Origin of the sequence: Sphingomonas rhizophila (assembly GCF_014396585.1) — a bacterium.
In the GTDB taxonomy this organism is placed as follows: Bacteria; Pseudomonadota; Alphaproteobacteria; order Sphingomonadales; family Sphingomonadaceae; genus Sphingomicrobium; species Sphingomicrobium rhizophilum.
The window spans coordinates 1,920,552-1,939,101 of sequence record NZ_CP060717.1 but is presented as its reverse complement, the minus strand read 5'-3'; the positions used below and the strand labels follow the sequence as shown (position 1 = coordinate 1,939,101).

General features: G+C 65.1%; 20 protein-coding genes and 1 pseudogene. 7 read left to right on the top strand and 14 right to left on the bottom strand.

Annotated elements, in window-relative coordinates:
- Nucleotides 1-36: 36 nt before the first annotated feature.
- Together H9L12_RS09930 and H9L12_RS09925 are read left to right on the top strand one after the other, a co-directional pair.
- Nucleotides 37-399 carry a DUF2200 domain-containing protein gene (locus H9L12_RS09930; protein ID WP_246450339.1) on the top strand — a complete coding sequence of 121 codons (363 nt, stop codon included), beginning with the start codon at nt 37-39 and terminating at the stop codon, nt 397-399.
- Between the two features lie 51 nt (nt 400-450).
- A complete protein-coding gene (locus H9L12_RS09925) occupies nt 451-1,281 on the top strand; it encodes a hypothetical protein (protein ID WP_187541606.1) in 831 nt (276 codons plus the stop codon).
- A gap of 10 nt (nt 1,282-1,291) precedes the next feature.
- Here the strand turns inward: H9L12_RS09925 and H9L12_RS09920 are convergent, their stop codons facing one another.
- A complete protein-coding gene (locus H9L12_RS09920; RefSeq protein ID WP_187543310.1) occupies nt 1,292-1,504 on the bottom strand; it encodes a hypothetical protein in 213 nt (70 codons plus the stop codon).
- Nucleotides 1,505-1,559: 55 nt separating this feature from the next.
- On the bottom strand, nt 1,560-2,132 hold the full coding sequence (locus H9L12_RS09915; protein ID WP_187541605.1) for a DUF1993 family protein: 573 nt from the start codon (nt 2,130-2,132) through the stop codon (nt 1,560-1,562).
- 124 nt (nt 2,133-2,256) lie between these two features.
- Here H9L12_RS09915 and H9L12_RS09910 point away from each other — a divergent pair, with 124 nt between their 5' ends.
- Entirely contained in the window at nt 2,257-2,571 is a 315-nt protein-coding gene (locus H9L12_RS09910) for an HNH endonuclease (RefSeq protein ID WP_246450724.1), read from the top strand.
- Nucleotides 2,572-2,662: 91 nt separating this feature from the next.
- Nucleotides 2,663-2,818, top strand: coding sequence for a hypothetical protein (locus tag H9L12_RS09905; RefSeq protein ID WP_187541603.1), 156 nt, complete (start codon nt 2,663-2,665; stop codon nt 2,816-2,818).
- On the opposite strand, the gene H9L12_RS09900 is transcribed toward H9L12_RS09905, so the two are convergent.
- From H9L12_RS09900 to H9L12_RS09880, 5 genes and pseudogenes are all read right to left on the bottom strand, one after another.
- Nucleotides 2,815-2,967, bottom strand: a complete 153-nt coding sequence (locus tag H9L12_RS09900) for a DUF1993 family protein (protein ID WP_246450722.1) — start codon at nt 2,965-2,967, stop codon at nt 2,815-2,817. The two genes, H9L12_RS09905 and H9L12_RS09900, sit on opposite strands and share 4 nt — an antisense overlap.
- Nucleotides 2,968-3,010: 43 nt before the next feature.
- Entirely contained in the window at nt 3,011-3,592 is a 582-nt protein-coding gene (locus tag H9L12_RS09895; RefSeq protein ID WP_223177110.1) for an HNH endonuclease, read from the bottom strand.
- 507 nt (nt 3,593-4,099) lie between these two features.
- Entirely contained in the window at nt 4,100-5,164 is a 1,065-nt protein-coding gene (locus H9L12_RS09890; protein ID WP_187541601.1) for a ribonucleotide-diphosphate reductase subunit beta, read from the bottom strand.
- Nucleotides 5,165-5,228: 64 nt separating this feature from the next.
- On the bottom strand, nt 5,229-5,417 hold the full coding sequence (locus tag H9L12_RS09885; protein WP_187541600.1) for a hypothetical protein: 189 nt from the start codon (nt 5,415-5,417) through the stop codon (nt 5,229-5,231).
- 156 nt (nt 5,418-5,573) lie between these two features.
- Nucleotides 5,574-7,450 (bottom strand): annotated as a pseudogene (locus H9L12_RS09880) (ribonucleoside-diphosphate reductase subunit alpha).
- 583 nt (nt 7,451-8,033) lie between these two features.
- On the opposite strand from H9L12_RS09880, the gene H9L12_RS09875 reads away from it, so the two are divergent.
- Entirely contained in the window at nt 8,034-8,750 is a 717-nt protein-coding gene (locus tag H9L12_RS09875) for a PEPxxWA-CTERM sorting domain-containing protein (RefSeq protein ID WP_187541599.1), read from the top strand.
- Nucleotides 8,751-8,806: 56 nt separating this feature from the next.
- Here the strand turns inward: H9L12_RS09875 and H9L12_RS09870 are convergent, their stop codons facing one another.
- The 4 genes from H9L12_RS09870 to H9L12_RS09855 form a co-directional block, all read right to left on the bottom strand.
- The gene (locus H9L12_RS09870; RefSeq protein ID WP_187541598.1) at nt 8,807-9,700 is read right to left on the bottom strand and encodes a diacylglycerol/lipid kinase family protein; all 894 of its coding nucleotides are present in this window, start codon (nt 9,698-9,700) and stop codon (nt 8,807-8,809) included.
- Between the two features lie 32 nt (nt 9,701-9,732).
- Nucleotides 9,733-10,221: a DUF3617 domain-containing protein gene (locus H9L12_RS09865; RefSeq protein ID WP_246450721.1), complete on the bottom strand. Its 489-nt coding sequence runs from the start codon at nt 10,219-10,221 to the stop codon at nt 9,733-9,735.
- Nucleotides 10,222-10,421: 200 nt separating this feature from the next.
- Nucleotides 10,422-10,823 carry a DUF3617 domain-containing protein gene (locus H9L12_RS09860; protein ID WP_187541596.1) on the bottom strand — a complete coding sequence of 134 codons (402 nt, stop codon included), beginning with the start codon at nt 10,821-10,823 and terminating at the stop codon, nt 10,422-10,424.
- A 71-nt stretch (nt 10,824-10,894) separates the two neighbouring features.
- Nucleotides 10,895-11,506 (bottom strand): CPBP family intramembrane glutamic endopeptidase, encoded by a 612-nt coding sequence (locus tag H9L12_RS09855; RefSeq protein ID WP_187541595.1) that lies wholly within the window; start codon nt 11,504-11,506, stop codon nt 10,895-10,897.
- A gap of 57 nt (nt 11,507-11,563) precedes the next feature.
- Here H9L12_RS09855 and uvrB point away from each other — a divergent pair, with 57 nt between their 5' ends.
- Nucleotides 11,564-13,759 (top strand): excinuclease ABC subunit UvrB, encoded by a 2,196-nt coding sequence (gene uvrB / locus H9L12_RS09850; protein ID WP_187541594.1) that lies wholly within the window; start codon nt 11,564-11,566, stop codon nt 13,757-13,759.
- A gap of 195 nt (nt 13,760-13,954) precedes the next feature.
- Here uvrB and H9L12_RS09845 read toward each other — a convergent pair whose 3' ends face one another.
- Complete coding sequence (locus H9L12_RS09845; protein ID WP_187541593.1) at nt 13,955-14,428, bottom strand: hypothetical protein; 474 nt, start codon at nt 14,426-14,428, stop codon at nt 13,955-13,957.
- 112 nt (nt 14,429-14,540) lie between these two features.
- Between H9L12_RS09845 and H9L12_RS09840 the strand changes: the two genes are divergently transcribed.
- Nucleotides 14,541-15,101 (top strand): hypothetical protein, encoded by a 561-nt coding sequence (locus H9L12_RS09840; RefSeq protein WP_187541592.1) that lies wholly within the window; start codon nt 14,541-14,543, stop codon nt 15,099-15,101.
- Nucleotides 15,102-15,158: 57 nt separating this feature from the next.
- Here the strand turns inward: H9L12_RS09840 and H9L12_RS09835 are convergent, their stop codons facing one another.
- Complete coding sequence (locus tag H9L12_RS09835; RefSeq protein ID WP_187541591.1) at nt 15,159-17,006, bottom strand: autotransporter outer membrane beta-barrel domain-containing protein; 1,848 nt, start codon at nt 17,004-17,006, stop codon at nt 15,159-15,161.
- Between the two features lie 150 nt (nt 17,007-17,156).
- Complete coding sequence (locus H9L12_RS09830; protein ID WP_187541590.1) at nt 17,157-18,464, bottom strand: M20/M25/M40 family metallo-hydrolase; 1,308 nt, start codon at nt 18,462-18,464, stop codon at nt 17,157-17,159.
- Nucleotides 18,465-18,550 lie beyond the last annotated feature (86 nt).

The following is an 18,550-nucleotide window of genomic DNA, read 5'->3' as shown; positions in this document are numbered from 1 at the left end:
AGCTGGTCAAGAACGCGCCGTAGGGGCCGCAGCATCTTGGCCGGCGAGACCTGGGAACGGCTGTACGGCATGGCCTTCGCCCGCGTCTATCCGGCCTACGTCAACAAGGCGGAGCGGAAGGGCCGGACGAAGGCGGAGGTCGACGAGATCATCCGCTGGCTGCTGGGATACTCGCAAGCCGACCTGGAGTCGGCGATCGCGGACGGCACCGACATGCGCACCTTCTTCGAGCGCGCGCCGCGGCCCAACCCGGCGCGAAGCCTGATCACCGGCACGATCTGCGGCGACCGCGTGCAGGACATCGAAGAGCCGCTGAAGCGCGAGGTCCGCTATCTCGACAAGCTGATCGACGAACTGGCCAAAGGCCGGCCGATGGAGAAGATCCTCCGCGCTGGCTAACCTGGATCAAGGATGGTAAACCGGATCGCGCAGCGGTTGAGGGGGCCAGCCATGCCATATCCACGTGCTCATTATTATGTGCTGTTCGTCATCGCGGTGATCGTCGCCGGGTTCTGGACGAGCTATTTCTCGGTCTTCGGCGTCTCGCCCTGGCAATTCCATGCGCATGGCATGGCGGCCAGCCTGTGGGTGCTGATGGTCCTCGCGCAAAGCTGGACCGCGCATCACAAGCCGCAACTGCCGCTGCACCGCGCGGTCGGCAAGTCGAGCCTGCTGCTGTTCCCCTTCCTGATCGGCGGGCTTGCCGCGATCATCGACGTCACCGGCAAGGGGTTCGTCGCCGGGGACGGGCCAGTGCGGGCGATGTTCGGCGCGGAATTCCTGGTCGGCCTGCTGGTCGCGATGGCGGCCTATGTCGTCCTCTACTACCGGGCGCTCAAGCACCGGCGGCAGGTGTGGCTGCATAGCGGATACATGCTCGGCACGCCGATCATCCTGTTCGAAAGCCCGTTCAGCCGCATCCTCGGCGAATGGGTCCCGGCGTTCGCGGTGAACGGCCCGCAGGACTTCGACCGGATCCTCCAGTCGATCCTGGTGTCCGACGCGCTGGCGCTGGCCTTCTGTATCGCGGCCTGGTGGCGGCTTCGCGAGCGGGCGACGCCGTTCCTCGTCACGGGCGGGTTCGTCGCGCTGCAATTGATGACGATGGGCGTGATGGGCGATGTCGCCTGGCTAGAGACCGCGCTACGCCTGATCGGCGACGCGCCCAGCAGCGCCGTGGTCGGCACTGGCATCGCCATCGGCGCGCTGACCAGCTGGGCCGGATGGCAGGCGGGCAAGCGCCCGGCGATCCGGAGCGCGGCGGCGGCACAGCCGGCGTAGGCCGCGGCGCCTAGTCCTTCTTCTTCGCCCGCGCGCCCTTCTTGCCGAGGATCGATTGCGCCTTGCTGGAGGTGCGCGGGTTCGACTTGCCTTCCTTTGCGGCGGCGGCGTTCGCGCGGCGGGCGGCATGGCTGCCGTGGCCTTTGGTATCGCCCGGCCGGGCTGCGGCGAAGCCGACAGCTTCGACGTCAGGGCGGAGCCGCCAAAGGTTCCAGCGATGCAACGCATCGTTGGAAGGGCGGCGTAGGGTTAACTCCGTGACGGCCCCTTCGCCTAACTCAAGCCCCCGGCATCGTCCCGGGGCGGAGGTAGGCGAACATGTGGGGGACGTAGTCGGTCTTGCCGAGCGGGACGCCGGCGTGGCGGAGGAGGGCGTAGGCCATCAGCACGTGGAACGTGACCTGCGGCAGCGCCCAGTCGCGGACATAGGTCTCGCCGGTCATGTCGAAAATCATGCCCATCGGCAGGTCGTGGGCGATTGGCCGGTCGGCGGCATCGTCGAAGGCGTCAGTCGCGACCGCGTCGAGCGCGGCGATCGCCTCGGCGATGCGCGCGCGGGCGTCGGCCCAGCTGCCGGGCGCCGCCTCCCCGTCGCGGCCCTCCTGACGGATGTCGAGCACCGCCTCGGGCACCGGCGTGTCGCTGAGGCGGTACAGCGGCTCTTGCGCCTGGAAGGCGGCGAAGCGCAGCTGCGTCGTCAGCGGAAACATGTCCGGCGCCAACCGCAGTGGCAGCAGCGCCTCCGGACTCTCCCCGCGCCCGGCGGCGAACGCCTCCGCCTTGTCGAGCCAGCCCGACAGGGCGCGAAGCTGGTTGATGAGCGGGGTGACGAGGGCGGTGGTGAGGGTCATGGGGGGTGCTTTGGCAGGGAACGAGGGGCATTACCAAGCGAAACCCCGGATCAGGTCCGGGGTGACGACGTGGGCTTCGTGACGACTAACCATTCCGAAACGAGCCTTGATGTAGGTGAGCCGGATGTCCGGTCCCGACAATCTCTCCAAGCTCGAACGGCTCCGCGCCCGGGACGGCGACCATTGCTGGCTGTGCGGGTTACCGATCGATTTCAAGGCTGAGCCGAATTCGGCGAAGGCGTGGAGCATCGAGCATCTGCTTTCGAAATGTCATGGTGGTCCGGAAAAGCTCGAGAACCTGACGCTGTGTCATCCGCCCTGCAACCGGAGCCTCGCCAATCGATCCTTGGTCAAGAAAGTGGAAATGCGAGAGAAGCGGCGGCGCAAGGCCTGGCTCGCGTCGATCCGCGGTCAGATCAACAAGGTGTTGGGCGCATGAGCCGCAAGTCGGCCCATAACGTCAGCTGATGCGTGAAAGCTTACGACGTCGGACGCGACCGGGCTGGGTGCGGCCGAGCGAGACCGAGCCAGTGCCGATCAAGCGGCTGCGCGGGCTGGACGAATTTGTGAAGCCCGACTTTGTAGGCCGCATGGCACGGGTGGCGCGACGGCGGGCGATGCAATGGTATGCCGCGCTGATGATTGTGATCGCCGTTGGCGCTTTGATCGGATGGTTTTTGCTCTAGCGCGTTGAGCCTACCGTTGGTTTGGCGGCGAAGCGCGGCTGCGTCGTCAGCGGAAACATGTCGGGGGCCAACCGCAGCGGCAGCAGCGCGTCCGAACCTGACCCGCGCCAGGCGGCAAACGCCTCCGCTTTTTCGAGCCGGCCCGACAGGGCGCGAAGCTGGTTGGTGAGTGGGGTGAGGGCCGTGATGAGGTCACAGTGATTGGGTCAATCGAATCAACCCATCCCAAGTCGCGTGTCCATCCCACCTGGGGGAGTACCGAGTGACGGACGGATCGAGCAATCCAATTTCCTCGACTGACCGTTCCATCCGCCCAAAGTTGCAGGGGCCGCAGGTGATGACGATGTTTTCGAGAGTGCTTGCGCCACCTCGCTGATTCGGGATGACGTGATCGTACTGCAACCAAAGACATTGCAAAGCCGCGTGCTGGTCCTTGTTCTGCCGTCCCCAGCGGATCGCGTCGGGATAAAGATCACGAATGCGTCGACGAACTTCGGAGGTGATAACGGGAATGCCGCAGAAGCGGCAGTGATATCCATCTCGATCGATAACGGCTCTCTTTGTGGCCGCAGTTGGCATTCGCGGCATCGGCCGCTCCGCTTTGGCTAAAAACGGAAGGACAGTTTTTGGCTCAATCTTCCAGTGAATTTTTGGATCGTATTTGCCCCAAACGGAGTCAGTCCAAGCCGCGATCGCGGGTATATCTGCGCGCCGCAAGAGCTGAGACGCCCGGACACGATCCCCCTCAAAATGCGCGTCAATTGCGCTCTTCAAATATGAAGCCGCCTCGAAGATCTCGGGGATTGGTTCTCGTAGGCAACGACGCATCCCGCATCTCTTCCTATTCGATCCACCTGTATTCGATCGACCTTAATCCGTGGCGGAACCGGGGCGACTGCATTCGCGCATCTCTAATCCGGGAGCGACTGCGGCGGCCTGCTCCCCGATGCTCCAGAGCACGTCAGCAGTCTCAAGCAAAATGCCATCGGCGCCGCATTGTCCGTCGGCCTCGTTCAAAGCCTTCGCAACGGTGTTCAGGGCTATGATTAGACGACTTAAGACGACCACATCGATAGGATGATCTGACGGCCCCGGGATATCAGAGGGCAGGGAAAGTAGCGCGCGCTCGATACGCAGCCTTGCCATGCGAAACCTGTCAGCCACTGTGCCCCCCGCACCATCTTCGCGAACATTCGGGCAACTTAAGCGATTCCGGCGTGGCTAATTTGGCCACTTGCCCTCACCCCGACCCTCTCCCGTAAGCGGGAGAGGGAGAAGCGCTTACTCCGCGGCAACCCCAGCCCGCGAGAACATGTCCTCGCCGCCGTCCTCAGCGTCAGCCACCGGCGCGTCGTTGGCGGCGCCCTTGGCTTTCTGGCGGCGGTCGAAGTTGTCCCACACTTCGTTCCAATTCCCACGCGTCGCGGCCTTGGAATATTCCGTCGCGCGGGTTTCGAAGAAGTTGGCGTGCTCGACCCCGTTGAGCAGCGGCGCGAGCCACGGCAGGGGGTGTTCGTCGACCATGTAGATCGGCTTGAAGCCGAGCTGTCCCAGGCGCCAGTCGGCGATGTAGCGGATGTATTTCTTGATCGCCTTGGGCGTCATGCCCTCGACCGGGCCCTGTTCGAACGCCAGGTCGATGAACGCGTCCTCCAGCCGGACCGTCTTCTGGCACACGTCCATGATGTCGTCCTTGACCGCCTTGGTCAGGCAATCGCGTTCCTTGACGAAGGCGTGGAACAGCTTGGTGATGCCTTCGCAATGGAGGCTTTCGTCGCGCACGCTCCAGCTGACGATCTGGCCCATGCCCTTCATCTTGTTGAAGCGCGGGAAGTTCATCAGCATGGCGAAGCTGGCGAACAGCTGCAGCCCCTCGGTGAAGCCGCCGAACATGGCGAGCGTCTTGGCGATGTCCTCGTCCGTGTCGACGCCGAAGGTCGACAGGTAATCATGCTTGTCCTTCATCTCCTTGTACTGAAGGAACATGCCATACTCGCTTTCCGGCATGCCGATCGTGTCGAGGAGGTGGGAGTAAGCGGCGATGTGCACCGTCTCCATGTTGGAGAAGGCGGCGAGCATCATCTTGATCTCGGTCGGCTTGAACACGCGGCCGTATTTTTCGTGGTAGCAGTCCTGCACCTCGACGTCGGCCTGGGTGAAGAAGCGGAAGATCTGCGTCAGCAGGTTGCGTTCGTGATCCGACAGCTTCTGCGCCCAGTCGCGGCAATCCTCGCCCAACGGCACTTCCTCGGGCATCCAGTGGATCTGCTGCTGCCGCTTCCACATGTCGAACGCCCAGGGGTATTCGAACGGCTTGTACTGCTTGCGGGCTTCGAGAAGGGGCATGGGACTTACTCCACGGAAAATGGGGCGCGGCGCGGGCCGCGGGAAGGGACGGGACGGCGGCGGCTCACGACGGCTTCTCCGACAGGCCGAACGCGAAGACGGCGAGGATCAGGCCGAGGGAGACGGCCATGATCCCGGCGATGCGGCGGGCGTAGCGGCCGGCGTCGGTCGCCGCGGGGCGGACGAGGACGTTGGCGCCGATCAGGGCGAAGGCGGTGCCGATCGCCAGCATGATCATCGACGCGTCGGTCACGACTTGCGCCCTCGCTGGTCCAGTCGTCGTGCCAGCGCACCCACGACGGGATGCTCCGCCGCGCCGGCTCGTCGTGCAGGGGGCGCAGGTCGAGCGGACGCTCGAACGGGAGCGCCCACTGGCCCGCCGCGGCGGCCGCCTTATGCAGGCGGTCGGTCATTGGCAGGCGAGACACTCGTCATAGTCGGTGGTCGACGCGAGCTGGATTTCCTTGAGCTCGGGGTGTTGTCGGCCTCGACCCCGCCGGCGAACCCGGCGCGCTGCACCGACTTCGACCGCAGGTAATAGAGCGACTTGATGCCCAGCTCCCACGCGCGGAAGTGGAGCATCATCAGGTCCCACTTGTCGACGTCGGCCGGGATGAACAGGTTCAGCGACTGCGCCTGGTCGATGTAGGGCGTGCGGTCGGCGGCGAGTTCGATCAGCCAGCGCTGGTCGATCTCGAAGCTGGTCTTGTAGGTGTCCTTTTCCTCCTGCGTCAGGAAGTCGAGGTGCTGGACGCTGCCGCCCTGCTCCAGGATCGAGTTCCACACGTTGGCGCTGTCCTTCGACTTCGAAGCCAGCAGCTTTTCGAGGTAGGGGTTCTTGATCGAGAAGGAGCCCGACAGGGTCTTGTGGGTGTAGATGTTGGCCGGGATCGGCTCGATGCAGGCGGATGTGCCGCCGCAGATGATCGAGATCGACGCGGTCGGCGCGATCGCCATCTTGCAGCTGAAGCGTTCCATCACGCCCATATCGGCGGCGTCGGGGCAGGGGCCGCGTTCCTGGGCGAGCATCATCGACGCTTCGTCGACCTGGGCGCGGACATGCTTGAAGATCTTGAGGTTCCACGACTTGGCCATGGCGCCTTCGAACGGCAGGCCGCGCGCCTGGAGGAAGCTGTGGAAGCCCATCACGCCGAGGCCGACCGAACGTTCGCGCTCGGCGCTATATTTGGCGCGCGCCATTTCGTCGGGCGCGCGGGCGATGTAGTCGCTGAGGACGTTGTCGAGGAAACGCATGACGTCCTCGATGAAGCGCTTGTCGCCCTTCCACTCGTCCCAGGTTTCAAGGTTGAGGCTGGACAGGCAGCACACCGCGGTGCGGTCCGCGCCAAGGTGGTCGCGGCCGGTCGGCAGGGTGATTTCCGAGCAGAGGTTCGACGTCGACACCTTGAGGCCGAGGTCGCGGTGATGCTTCGGCATCTGCCGGTTAACCGTGTCGGCGAAGATGATGTAGGGCTCTCCGGTCGCCAGGCGGGTTTCGACCAGCTTCTGGAACAGCGAGCGGGCGTTGACCGATCCGCGCTCGGTGCCGTCGCGGGGGCTGCGCAGCGTGAACTCGCTGCCTTCGCGGACCGCTTCCATGAACTCGTCGGTGATGAGCACGCCGTGGTGCAGGTTGAGCGCCTTGCGGTTGAAGTCGCCCGACGGTTTGCGGATTTCCAGGAACTCCTCGATCTCCGGGTGGGAGATGTCGAGGTAGACCGCGGCCGACCCGCGGCGAAGCGAGCCCTGCGAAATCGCCAGCGTCAGGCTGTCCATCACGCGAACGAACGGGATGATGCCGCTGGTCTTGCCGTTAAGGCCGACCGGCTCGCCGATGCCGCGCACCGCGCCCCAGTAGGTGCCGATGCCGCCGCCCTTGGAGGCCAGCCAGACATTCTCGTTCCAGGTGTTGACGATGCCGTCGAGGCTGTCGCTGACCGAGTTCAAATAGCAGCTGATCGGCAGGCCGCGGCCGGTGCCGCCGTTCGAGAGCACCGGGGTCGCCGGCATGAACCACAGGCGGGAGATATAGTCGTAAACGCGCTGGGCGTGCTCGGCATCGTCGGCGTAGGCCGAGGCGACGCGGGCGAACAGGTCCTGGTAGCTTTCGCCGGGCAGGAGGTAGCGGTCGTTCAGCGTTTCCTTGCCGAAGTCGGTCAAGAGCGCGTCGCGGCTGGAATCGGTCTTCACGTCGAACGCGCGGGCGTCGATCGACTTGCTCGAACGCGGGCTGGAACCCACCGCCACATCGTCGGTCGAGACGTTCTCAGAGCTCGCAAAGTCCATCGTCATTCCCCGTCCTTCGGGCCGCTCGAGGACGGCCTGTTCTTGTAATGTTCGACTCGGTGCCATGGCTCCAAGCCTTAACCCAATTTCGCGTCCGACGGTGGGCTTTCTGGCGCATTTCCCCGATATCCACAGGGCGCGCAGAGGTGCCTAGCCGAAGATAGTGATCTTCAGCCCCAACCACAATAGATTGAGAGCGGCCCCGCCGGAACACGACATATAGTGTCAGAAAGCGATTCCGACGCAAGACACAAAATTAACGATGCGTGAAAAAATTCGGCCCCTCAGAGGGCGATGTGGCGATCGCGCAACGGAATGTTTCGGGCCTGCTCATGACCCTCGGGGTGGGCGCGGATGGGTGCGCTGGTCGGTCGCCACAACGATCGCCCAACATGTGTCTTTTTGGGAAAGTCCCGCGATGGGACAAGGTGTTGGATTTAAATCCTAACTTTTCGTGAACCATTTCAATTATTCGGCGTTCAGAGGCCAGTTAACGGTGCTTTAATCGAGGGGGACCTCGCTTGCCGGCCGTTAATTTGTACCAACCTGCCGGCCCCCTGGGCCAGTGATAAGGGGGTTACCGATGAAGAAGATTTTACTTCCGATTGCACTGGCAGCCGCAACGACCTTTGCGGCCCCAGCTTCTGCTACCGAACTTGTCGAGAATGCGTCGGGCGTCTCGTTCAGCGCATTCGATAGCAGCACGCGCGGCACGCTGCTCGGCTACATCGAGTCGGATACCAGCCCTGCGTTTACCTACTCGGGTATCATGCGCAGTGCCGTCTATCAGAACACGCTCGGCACGCTGGACTTCTATTTCCAGATCGCGATCAGCTCGATCGACGTTGGGGATGAAGTGTTCAACCTGACCGGTTCGAACTTCATGGGCTACACCATCGACGCCCTGTTCGACGCCACCGACTTCGACGGCGCCGGCGGTTTTGAAGCGGCATTCAACCCGAACCTCGACCCGAATGGTCCGGCCGGATCGACGACCACCGCCTCGCGAAGCGGCAGCGGTTCGATCATTCGCGCCGACTTTGGTTCGAATGGCCTCGAAGCCGCTGGCCAGACCAGCGCAACCTACATCTTCCGCACCAACGCCACCAATTACAATCTTGGCGGCACGTTCACGGCGCAGGATGGTTCGGTCGCGCAGCGCCTGAACTTCTCGCCCACCGCCGCTCCGGCTGTTCCGGAACCCGGCACCTGGGCGATGATGCTGCTCGGCTTCGGCGCCATCGGTTTCGGCTTGCGCCGTCGCAGGCACCCGATGGGTTCGGCGATGCAAATCGCCTAAGCCCAGCGCTTTCGCGAAAGGGATGGGGAGCGGCAAGCGATTGCCGCTCCCTTTTCTTAGGCGCCCGGTATCGGAGCGATAACGGTCAGGGCTCCGGGCAGAATTCTGTAGGTGAGCGGCCAATCGAGGGCGCAGGTCTCGCCGTCGACCGACACCGTCACGCGAGATTGCACGCTTTCGACCCTCAATTCACGAACATTGTCTAGCCGGACCATGTCGTCAGGCCGGGTGAGGCCGACCAGCGCGCGGGCCATTGCCGCCAGCAAACCGAGCACGCCTTTCCTGCGCATCACCATGACGCACAACCGGCCATCGTCGAGGGTCTGGCGACGACCAGCGGCGGGAAGAGCGAGCCGGTAATCATTGTTGCCGACGAACAGCAGCGGCGTGTCGAGCAATTCCTGTTCGCCGTTGTTGACCGTCAGTCGCAACCGCTGGTCGTGGAACCGCCACAGCGTTCGGGCCGAGGCCACCATCATTGCCAGCCGTTTCGAACGACCGAGCCGCACTTGCTGCGAAATCCGGTCGAGCACCATCAGCGGATAGAGTCCGATCGCGCTGTTGTTGACGAATATTTTTCCATTCATTTCGGCGAGGTCGATCCGGCGGCGATGCCCCGATGCGATGACGGCGGCGGCCTCGTCGAGATCGGACGGAATGGCAAGGTCACGGGCCAAGTGGTTGAGCGTGCCGAGCGGGAGGATCCCCAACGCGCAACCGGTGCCGGCAAGCGCGCCCGCAACCGCGCTCTGGCTCCCGTCTCCCCCGGCGGCAATCACCAGCGCCGCGCCGTGGTCGACCGCGGCGCGCGCGCGGGCCGCGAGTTGATCGCCGTCGATCAATTCGACCGGCCCCTCGATCCCGGCCGCGGTCAACGCCAAGGACACGCGGTCGCGCGCGTCCGCGCCGGCACGGCCGCCACGACGGTTGACCAGGGTAATCGCCTTCATCGCCCGCCAACGAGCGGTGACGGGGAAAGGGCTCAGCCGTTGGCGGCGCCCGCCGCCGGGCAGTTGCCGACACGCTTGCCGACGATGTCCATGCGAAGCTGGTAATCGCCGTCGCCGGGGAATGAGCTGGCCGCGTTGACCATCGCCTTGAAACCGTCGGCGGTCGTGTTGCCGTCGAGGTTGGGATAGATCTTGCCCCGGCCCGCGCGCTGGCATTCATACTGAATCGACAGCCGCCCGGCGCGGGTGAAGCTGTCCATCACGGTGCACTTGTCGCCCGCTTCGACGAACAGCGCCATGTCGGGGACGCCCTTGTCGTCGACGCAGCCGCGCTTGGTCGCCTTGTCGCCCTGCTTGAGCTTGGTCGCCGGGGTCGACTGGTCCGCCGACACGAGCTTGGTCACCTCGGTCGTGAGTTCATATTCGCCGGCGGGAAGAGTTCGCGGCGTTTCCGGCTTTGGTGCTTCCGGCTTTTTTGCCTCGCCGCACGCTCCGAGCGCCAGCACCGCGCCAAGAATCATCACTCGAACCGGACCATCCATTGCCTTGCTCCCCTGTTTTCTTCCGCCCTCGCGCCACCGCGCTCAGGTGGCCTTTTCATCGCCGCGGCATTCGCCCGTGTGACGCGAATCCACCTTCATCGACATGGTCATGTTGCGACCGCCGACCGACATCTTGTTGATGACGTTAAGGCTGTATTGATGCGGATCGAAGGTGCCCTTCAGCTCGGACGTCGTCTGGCCCCCGGACCGCACACCAGCAGCGCGTCGAGCACGCCATTGGCCATTTTGAAGTGACGATAGGTGCAGTCCGATGCTTCAGGCGCGAAGAAATCGCTGCCCGGCTTGGACGCCTTTTCGGGCGTCAGGCAAGTCGCCACCGTTCCCGTCTTCGCCAGCGCGCCCTGCGCTTGCTGAAGCGCGCCGGCCGGAACGCCCTCACCGGAGAGCGCCGTGAGTTCGGCTTTCGATTCCCAGCGGCCGGGCGTGAAGCGATTATCCGCGCCGCTGTCCGCGATGGCCTTGCTGACCTGTTCGACGCTGGCGTTCTCCTCGTCGACCGAGGCAGGCTTTGAACATCCGGCCACCGCCGCCACCAATATCATCGCCAACGCGATCCGCATCATCTTCTCCCTGTTCGCTTTTGCGCGGATGATAGGGGCTTCGGACCGCTGCGCAATGCCGGAACTGGGCGTCAGATGGCCGCCGCGCGGCGTCGGGCTGTCACGACGATCGCGTTCCACGCCGCATGGGTCACCACCGCCGGCCACAGCGAACCCGAGAAGATGACGGTCATCGACATGATCATTCCGAAGAAGCCGGCGGACAGGGCGAAGGTCAGGCCGTGTCGTCCATGCAACGCTGCGAATGCCAGGTTGAGAAGGAATAGCGCGGTGACCGCACCTCCGGGTCCGGAAAAGGCCGACAGCAGGCTGGACTGCATCAGCCCGCGAAACAGCAATTCCTCGGTCGCGCCGACCAGCATCGTCCCCGCCAGTGACAGGCCGCTGGCCGCGACATGGCCGCGATCCGGCCCGTCCGACCCGAACAGGAAGGCGCGCTGGTCCCACAAGCCACAGGCCAGGAATCCCGCCGCCAGCGCGAGGCCGGCCGGCCACCCCCATGCCGAGGAAGGCGGTGCGGGCTGGATGCCCATCGCCAGGATGACGATGATTGCACCGCACAACATCGCCACCGGCAGAGAAATGGGCCGGCCGTGAACGTCGCGGGCGGCCACGACGATGAGGAAGATCACGCCCAGGACCGAAACCAGCGGAAGCATCAGGTTGGCGACGGCGGGGTGCATTGGGCGCAATGCTGGCGGAAGCTGGAACCAATGGCAACCGATGGCCATATAGGGAACATGGCCATCCAGATCCGCACCACCCTCGCCGAGCCCGAAACCGGCGAAGCCTTTGTCCCGCATCGCCCGGCGCGGCCCGACAAGGCGGAAGGGGGCAAGAAGTTCGTCATCAAGTCCGATTACGAACCGGCCGGCGACCAGCCGACCGCGATCGCCGAGCTGGTCGAGGGCATCCGCGACAATGGCGAAGTCAACCAGGTTCTGCTGGGCGTGACCGGCAGCGGCAAGACCTTCACCATGGCCAAGATCATCGAGGCGACCCAGCGGCCGGCGCTGATCCTGGCACCGAACAAGATCCTCGCCGCGCAGCTCTACGGCGAATTCAAGAGCTTCTTCCCCGACAACGCCGTCGAATATTTCGTCAGCTATTACGACTATTACCAGCCCGAGGCCTACGTGCCGCGGTCCGACACCTACATCGAGAAGGAAAGCTCGGTGAACGAGGCGATCGACCGCATGCGCCACTCCGCGACGCGGTCGCTGCTGGAGCGCGACGACGTGATCATCGTTGCCTCGGTGTCGTGCCTATATGGCATCGGCTCGGTCGAGACCTATTCGGCAATGATCTTCACGATGAAGAAGGGCGAAAGCGCCGACCAGCGCGAGATCATCCGCAAGCTCGTCGCGCTGCAGTACAAGCGCAACGACCAGGCTTTCGCGCGCGGCAATTTCCGGGTGAAGGGCGACAATCTCGAAATCTTCCCGTCGCACTATGAGGACACCGCGTGGCGCGTGTCCTTCTTCGGCGACGAGATCGAGGAGATCGTCGAGTTCGACCCGCTGACCGGCAAGAAGGTCGCCAGCCTCGACAGCGTCAAGGTTTACGCCAACTCGCACTACGTCACGCCTGGCCCGACGCTGAAACAGGCGATGGAAGCGATCAAGCATGAACTGGCCGAGCGGCTGAAGGAGCTGGTCGCGGAAGGACGGCTGCTGGAGGCGCAGCGGCTGGAGCAGCGCACCAATTTCGACCTGGAGATGATCGCCGCCACCGGCAGCTGCGCGGGGATCGAGAATTACAGCAGGTTCCTGACCGGCCGCCTGCCGGGCGAACCCCCGCCGACGCTGTTCGAATATCTGCCCGACAATGCGCTGTTGTTCGTCGACGAAAGTCACCAGACCGTGCCGCAGATCGGCGCGATGGCGCGCGGCGACCACCGGCGGAAGATCACGCTGGCCGAATACGGCTTCCGGCTGCCGAGCTGCATCGACAACCGACCGCTGCGTTTCAACGAATGGGACGCGATGCGGCCGCAGTCGGTGTTCGTCTCGGCGACCCCGGGCGGGTGGGAGCTGGAGGCGACCGGCGGCGTGTTTTCCGAACAGGTCATCCGGCCGACCGGGCTGATCGACCCGCCGGTCGAGATCAAGCCGGTCGAGGATCAGGTCGACGATCTGGTTTTCGAGGCGAAGGAGACGGCCAAGAAGGGCTATCGCACGCTGGTCACCACGCTGACCAAGCGCATGGCCGAGGATTTGACCGAATATCTCCACGAAGCGGGGCTCCGGGTCCGCTACATGCATAGCGACGTCGAGACGCTGGAGCGTATCGAGTTGATCCGCGACCTGCGCCTTGGCGTCTACGACGTGCTGGTCGGCATCAACCTGCTGCGCGAAGGGCTCGATATCCCCGAATGCGGGCTGGTCGCGATCCTCGACGCCGACAAGGAAGGCTTCCTGCGCAGCGAGACCTCGCTGATCCAGAACATCGGCCGCGCCGCGCGCAATGTCGATGGCAAGGTCATTCTCTATGCCGACCGGATTACTGGATCGATGGAGCGCGCGCTTAACGAAACAAACCGTCGCCGCGAGAAGCAGCAGGCGTACAATGCCGAGCACGGGATCACGCCGGCGACGATCAAGCGCGACATCGCCGACATTATTGCCCATGTTTCCACTCGCGACGGGGTCGTTGTGGAAACTGGTGACGATGACCGCCCACACCTCGTCGGTCACAACCTTCGTGCCTACATCGGCGATCTGGAACAGCGGATGCGCAAGGCCGCCGCCGACCTGGAGTTCGAGGAAGCCGGCCGCCTGCGCGACGAGATCCGCCGGCTGGAAGAAGACGAGCTCGGCATCCCCGATCACGAACGCGCGGCGCCGCGCTCCGGCAACTCGACCCAAGGGAAACCGGGCACGCGCCGTACCGGGTTCGGCAAGACCCAGCGCAAGTGGGGTGGGGGCCGGCGCTAAGCCAAAGGCCCTTCGCCCCACAATTTCGCGGCAGGCAGGCTCTTAACCAAATTTTCGTGAGCTCCGGGTGATCCTTCCAGCCACGAGAAGGATCGAGTCGATGCAGGCTTTTGGGTTTGTCCTTGCGGTGTTGATGCTGGTGTCCGGGATTGCAGGGGCGGCGACACCCGAAGCGCCGCCGCCGCTGTTGGTCGACTAAGCCAGCACGCCCTTCTGGCGCATCGCCCGCGCATAGAGGAACAGGCCAATTGTCACGGCGATGATGACGACCGGCATCACCGGATCAGCGAGCTCCGCCGGCGGCCTGTTCGGACCGAAAAACTGGAAGGCGAAGCTTACGATCGCGCCGACCGCCGACAGCAGGTAGGCGGCGACCGAATGGCGGCTGCGCAGGAGCAGCAACAGGCTGCCGACCAGGCCGCCCCACACGCCCAGCGCCCAACCGGCGGACGGAATGACGGAGATGCTGTCGACCCAGGCCAATGTAACGGCCGGATCGACGTTCGGCATCATCTTGCGCAGATAGTCGACATTCTCGGTGCGGGTCATGATGTAGTCGTACGCCCCAAAAGCGTCCCACAGCGTCGCGAGCAATCCAACGACCCACAGGTGGACGGGCGTTGCGCGACCGCGCGCGGTGTCGCCCGATGAAACGGCGGTGTCTTCCATGGCACGTCTCCCCTATCGTCCCGCCATGTCTCCAGCGGGCTGCCGCGAAGAATCTGCCTGCGAAACGACTTTGTCAAACCAGCGTTGATGCCGGGTGAGAAGCCTGCTCCCCTTGGTTGTCTTGGCGCTGTCATCGTGCGGCGGCAACGATCCGATCGCCGACGAGAATATCGTCATTCCCGAGGACGTGGTCGGCGATGCGTCGGCGACCGGGCTGGCGGCGCCGGCCAACGCGGCCGCCGCGGAGGCGCATGTCGATGCCCACACGCCCCCGGCGACCGACGGGCAGCGCTGGCACGACCAGAGCAGTGGCGGGCGGCTGAAGCTGAGCTACGGGCCGGGCGGTGGGCAATCGGCCCTGGTGCTGGCGTGCGAGCCGGGCGATTCCAGCACGACCATCGCCGTCGTCCGCGGAAGCCCCGCGCCGCGCAACGGCATGGCAACGATGAGCTTCACCGGGGGCGGGCATATCGCGTCGCTGCCGATGCACGACATGGACGGCGGCAATGGCGCGCGGCTGTGGAGCGGCAGCGTGACCGGCGACGACGCCATCGCCGTCGGCCGTACGTTCGAGCGGCCAGGCGCGGTGGAAATCAGCCTGGGCGGCGCGCCGAGCCTGGTCGTCCCCTCGACGCCGGAGTTGCGCAACCTGTTCGCCCGCTGCGCCAAATAAAAAGGGCGGCACGGCCGAAGCCGCACCGCCCTTCCTCCCCTGTTATCCGGTGAAGCGTCAGAAGCCGATGGCGACGCCGAGGTGACCGCTGGTTTCGTTGCCCTGCTTCTTGCCGCCGGTGCCCGACAGCGAGACGTTGAGAGCGACCGCGCTCGACAGCTGGGCGCTGGCGCCGGCGGTGAGGCGGCCATAGGCCTTCTTCGATGCGTCATCGACGCGGTAGCTGTTGACGATTTCCGGCGCCGTGGTCTGCGAAAAGGCGAAGACGCGGCTGTCGCCCTTGAAGTCCTTTTCGACGGTCAGCGCCGCATAGGGCCGAAGCTGGACGCCATTGCCGCCAAAGTCGCCACGGACTTCCGCGCCAAGGCTTCCGCGCATCGAGCTGTAGCGGATGTCGTCGACGTTCAGGGTCAGGACGGGATCGCCGTTCTCGGTATAGCCGTCGACTTTGGCGCGGGCGTAGTCGAGCGCGACCACCGGCCCCAGGCGAACCGCGCCGACACCCATCAGGTAACCGGCCTTGATGCCGCCGACGACGTGGCTGCCGTCGGGCTTGGCGCCCATGTCGCCGTACGGGCCGACGCGGTCGATGTCATGCTTGTCGCGGCCGGCGCCAAGGTAGGCCTGGCCGAACAGGCCGGCCATGCCGAACCCGGCGTAGGCACCTACCTGCAGCGAACGGCTGTCCACCGCCGCGGCGTCGTTGCCGAAGTTCACCTTGGGCTTGGAATAGTTGACGGCGAGGCCCGCCGCGCCCGAACCGAAGCCGAACTCGACCCCCGCGGTCACGCCCTTGGTCGAGGAGCGGAACTGGTCGTTGCGTTCGCCGGCGCGGACGGTGCGAACCATCGAATCGCCGACCAGGAAGAACTTGACGCCTTCGGGCAGGTCGCCGTCGCGCGGCGACGACAGGTCCATGCGGGTGGTCAGGGTGCGGCCCCACTGGTTGGCGGTGTCGAGCGCATTGTCGCTGGTCGCCTGGAGTGTCAGCGGCGCCCGAAGCTGCGCCGCGACATATTGCGCGACGATCTCGAACCCGTGGCTCGTGAGGTGCAGGCCGTCGAGGTAGAAGAGGTAGTTGCGGGCGGACGCCGACCCGGCGATGCAGGTCGCGTCGGCCGGGCAGACCAGCCCAGTGAAGCCATAATCCGACAGGTTGTTGCTGACCTGCGTCGCGAGCAGTTCGCCGTCGAGGTAGTGGACGATGACTCCATCGGCGGCGTAGCTGGCCAGCGTTTGGCGGAAGTCGGCGTTGAAGCTGTCCGAAAAGGCATCCCGAACGGCAACCGCGTTGGCCGGGTTGGGGTCAAGCGCGACTTCCGGCGCGGTCGCGGTGTTGACCGCGAGGTAGGAGATGTTGCGCGCGCCCGCATCGACCAGCAGGTCGAGGTTGGCCGACGCGCTGACGGCGGCTGCGCTGCCGGCCGCGGCTGCACCTGCGAGCGTTCCCCCGTTCTGCTGATAAACGCGGCCGTCATTGCCGCCGATCGACAGGGTCAAAAGGTCGTTCGCGTCGAACGTTCCGGCCACCGACGGGAAGGGCGTCGCGCCGGCGCCGCCGGTCAGGAAGCTGCCGACCTCGGTGGTGAAGCCCAGCGGCAGACCGAAGGTGTTGGTGCCGTTGGTCAGCGCGCCGCCGATGGCGAAATTGTCGACCGGTGCGTCGAGGATTTGCGACAGCGTATCGATGTAATTGGTGCCGCCCGAAAAGCGGCCGGTCGGGTAATAGGTGCTCAGCGGCGCCGGGAACGTCCCGCCAAGGAAGCCGCGCAGATTGTCGTCGTCAGCGTAGCTGTCGCCGAACGCGACGATGCGGTCGACGCGCTGCGCCGATGCGGGCGCGGCGACGGCGGTAAGCGCGGTGGCGATGGCAAGCGCGCGAAGCGCGGTGCGGCGTGACGTCATGGTAGGCATCCTCTCCCCTGGCCGCTTCGACGCAGCGGCTCTCGATGCACGGACTATTGCGCGCCGAATTTCGGCGATTCTAGTGCGGCGGAGCCACAGCTGCGCCAATTTTTCATCATCGATTCAATCACAAGCGGCCTTGCCGTAGCGTCAACGACGCGAGGCGGCGAGGCGGCTCATCAGGATCGCGGCCCGCTTGGCCTGGCGCCAGATCGAGGGGATGTCGACCGTTTCGGCCGGCGTGTGGTCGCCGCTGCTCGCCGGGCCGAGGCCGACCAGCCCGTCGATGTCGGCGGCGACGAAGCCAATGTCGCCGGCGCCGCGCTTGATCGGGTCGAGCTCCTCCTGCGCGGGAAGGCCCATCGACGCGTTGACGCCGTTGAGGACGGCGAGCAGAGCGCGATTGCCGGGCGTCGGCGCCATCGGCGGATATCCTTCCTCGAATGCGATGCTGGCGGTCGCGCCGTTCAGCGATTGCGCGACGATCGCGCGCATCCGGTCCTGTGTCCGCCGGACCTGATCGGGGGTGAGGGCGCGAAGGTCACCGCGCGCCACGGCCTGGGCGGCGATGACATTGGTCTTCCCGGTGGCGCCGCCGCGCACGAGGTCCTTGTCCAGCGCCGCGGTCGTGCCGCCGAGGATCAGGCCCACATTGAAGGTCAGCTTGTCCTCGGGCAGTTCGCGCCGGAACGTGTCGAGGATGCGCACCAGTTCGTAATTGGCGCCGTATCCGGACGCGGCCGAAAACACGCCGCTGCTGTGGGCCGAGCGGCCCTTGACGGTCAGCGTCCATTCGACAGATCCGCGCCGCGACACGACGCCCATGTCCCTGCCGGCGTCGATGCTGAGTCCTTCGAAATCGAGCGCAACGTCCGCGGCCCGCCCCGCAGCGACGAGGTCGCGACGCGAGACGGTCTTGGGATCGCCGGCGTCTTCTTCGTCGCCGGTCAGGAAGATGGTGATGTCGGAGCGGTCGAGCGTCCCCGCCGCCTTCATCGCGCGGAGCGCTGCGATCATCACCGTGATGCCGCCCTTGTCGTCACCAGCCCCCGGACCGTTTGCCTTGTCGCCGGTCCGCATCAGCGTCTGGAACGGGCTGTCCGGTTCGAACACCGTGTCGAGATGACCGATGAGCAGCAGGCGCTTCCCGCCACCGCGCGCTTTGTGGTGAGCGACAAGGTGGCCGGCGCGGCCGACCTGTTTCATCGGGATCCACCGGACCGCGAAGCCCAGCGGCACCAACTCGGCGCGAACCATGGCCGCGACCTTCTCCACCCCGGCGGGGTTATTGGTGCCACTGTTCTGGTTGACCATCCGCTCCAGCAGGGCGAGCGAACGCGCCTGCTCCGCATCGACGGTGGTCAACATCCGTTGCTCGGCCCTCGTCAAGGGTGCCGCCAGGGCAGGGGTGGCCGTGATCAGCGCGGCGATGGCCAGCGCCCGGAAAAACTTCGTCATCCGCCCAGCCTAAGCCGATCCGCTGAGATTGCCAGTATCGTGATGGCACAAAATGCCGTCCTACAGCGAACCGATATGGTTCCAAT

What these genes read in the sequence shown, in the direction of transcription:
- H9L12_RS09925 (WP_187541606.1), top strand. Translation starts at nt 451, where the DNA reads ATGCCATATCCACGTGCTCATTATTATGTGCTGTTCGTCATCGCGGTG.
- H9L12_RS09915 (WP_187541605.1), bottom strand. Translation starts at nt 2,132, where the DNA reads ATGACCCTCACCACCGCCCTCGTCACCCCGCTCATCAACCAGCTTCGC.
- H9L12_RS09910 (WP_246450724.1), top strand. Translation starts at nt 2,257, where the DNA reads ATGTCCGGTCCCGACAATCTCTCCAAGCTCGAACGGCTCCGCGCCCGG.
- H9L12_RS09890 (WP_187541601.1), bottom strand. Translation starts at nt 5,164, where the DNA reads ATGCCCCTTCTCGAAGCCCGCAAGCAGTACAAGCCGTTCGAATACCCC.
- H9L12_RS09875 (WP_187541599.1), top strand. Translation starts at nt 8,034, where the DNA reads ATGAAGAAGATTTTACTTCCGATTGCACTGGCAGCCGCAACGACCTTT.
- H9L12_RS09870 (WP_187541598.1), bottom strand. Translation starts at nt 9,700, where the DNA reads ATGAAGGCGATTACCCTGGTCAACCGTCGTGGCGGCCGTGCCGGCGCG.
- H9L12_RS09865 (WP_246450721.1), bottom strand. Translation starts at nt 10,221, where the DNA reads ATGATTCTTGGCGCGGTGCTGGCGCTCGGAGCGTGCGGCGAGGCAAAA.
- H9L12_RS09860 (WP_187541596.1), bottom strand. Translation starts at nt 10,823, where the DNA reads ATGCGGATCGCGTTGGCGATGATATTGGTGGCGGCGGTGGCCGGATGT.
- H9L12_RS09855 (WP_187541595.1), bottom strand. Translation starts at nt 11,506, where the DNA reads ATGCACCCCGCCGTCGCCAACCTGATGCTTCCGCTGGTTTCGGTCCTG.
- uvrB (WP_187541594.1), top strand. Translation starts at nt 11,564, where the DNA reads ATGGCCATCCAGATCCGCACCACCCTCGCCGAGCCCGAAACCGGCGAA.
- H9L12_RS09845 (WP_187541593.1), bottom strand. Translation starts at nt 14,428, where the DNA reads ATGGAAGACACCGCCGTTTCATCGGGCGACACCGCGCGCGGTCGCGCA.
- H9L12_RS09835 (WP_187541591.1), bottom strand. Translation starts at nt 17,006, where the DNA reads ATGACGTCACGCCGCACCGCGCTTCGCGCGCTTGCCATCGCCACCGCG.
- H9L12_RS09830 (WP_187541590.1), bottom strand. Translation starts at nt 18,464, where the DNA reads ATGACGAAGTTTTTCCGGGCGCTGGCCATCGCCGCGCTGATCACGGCC.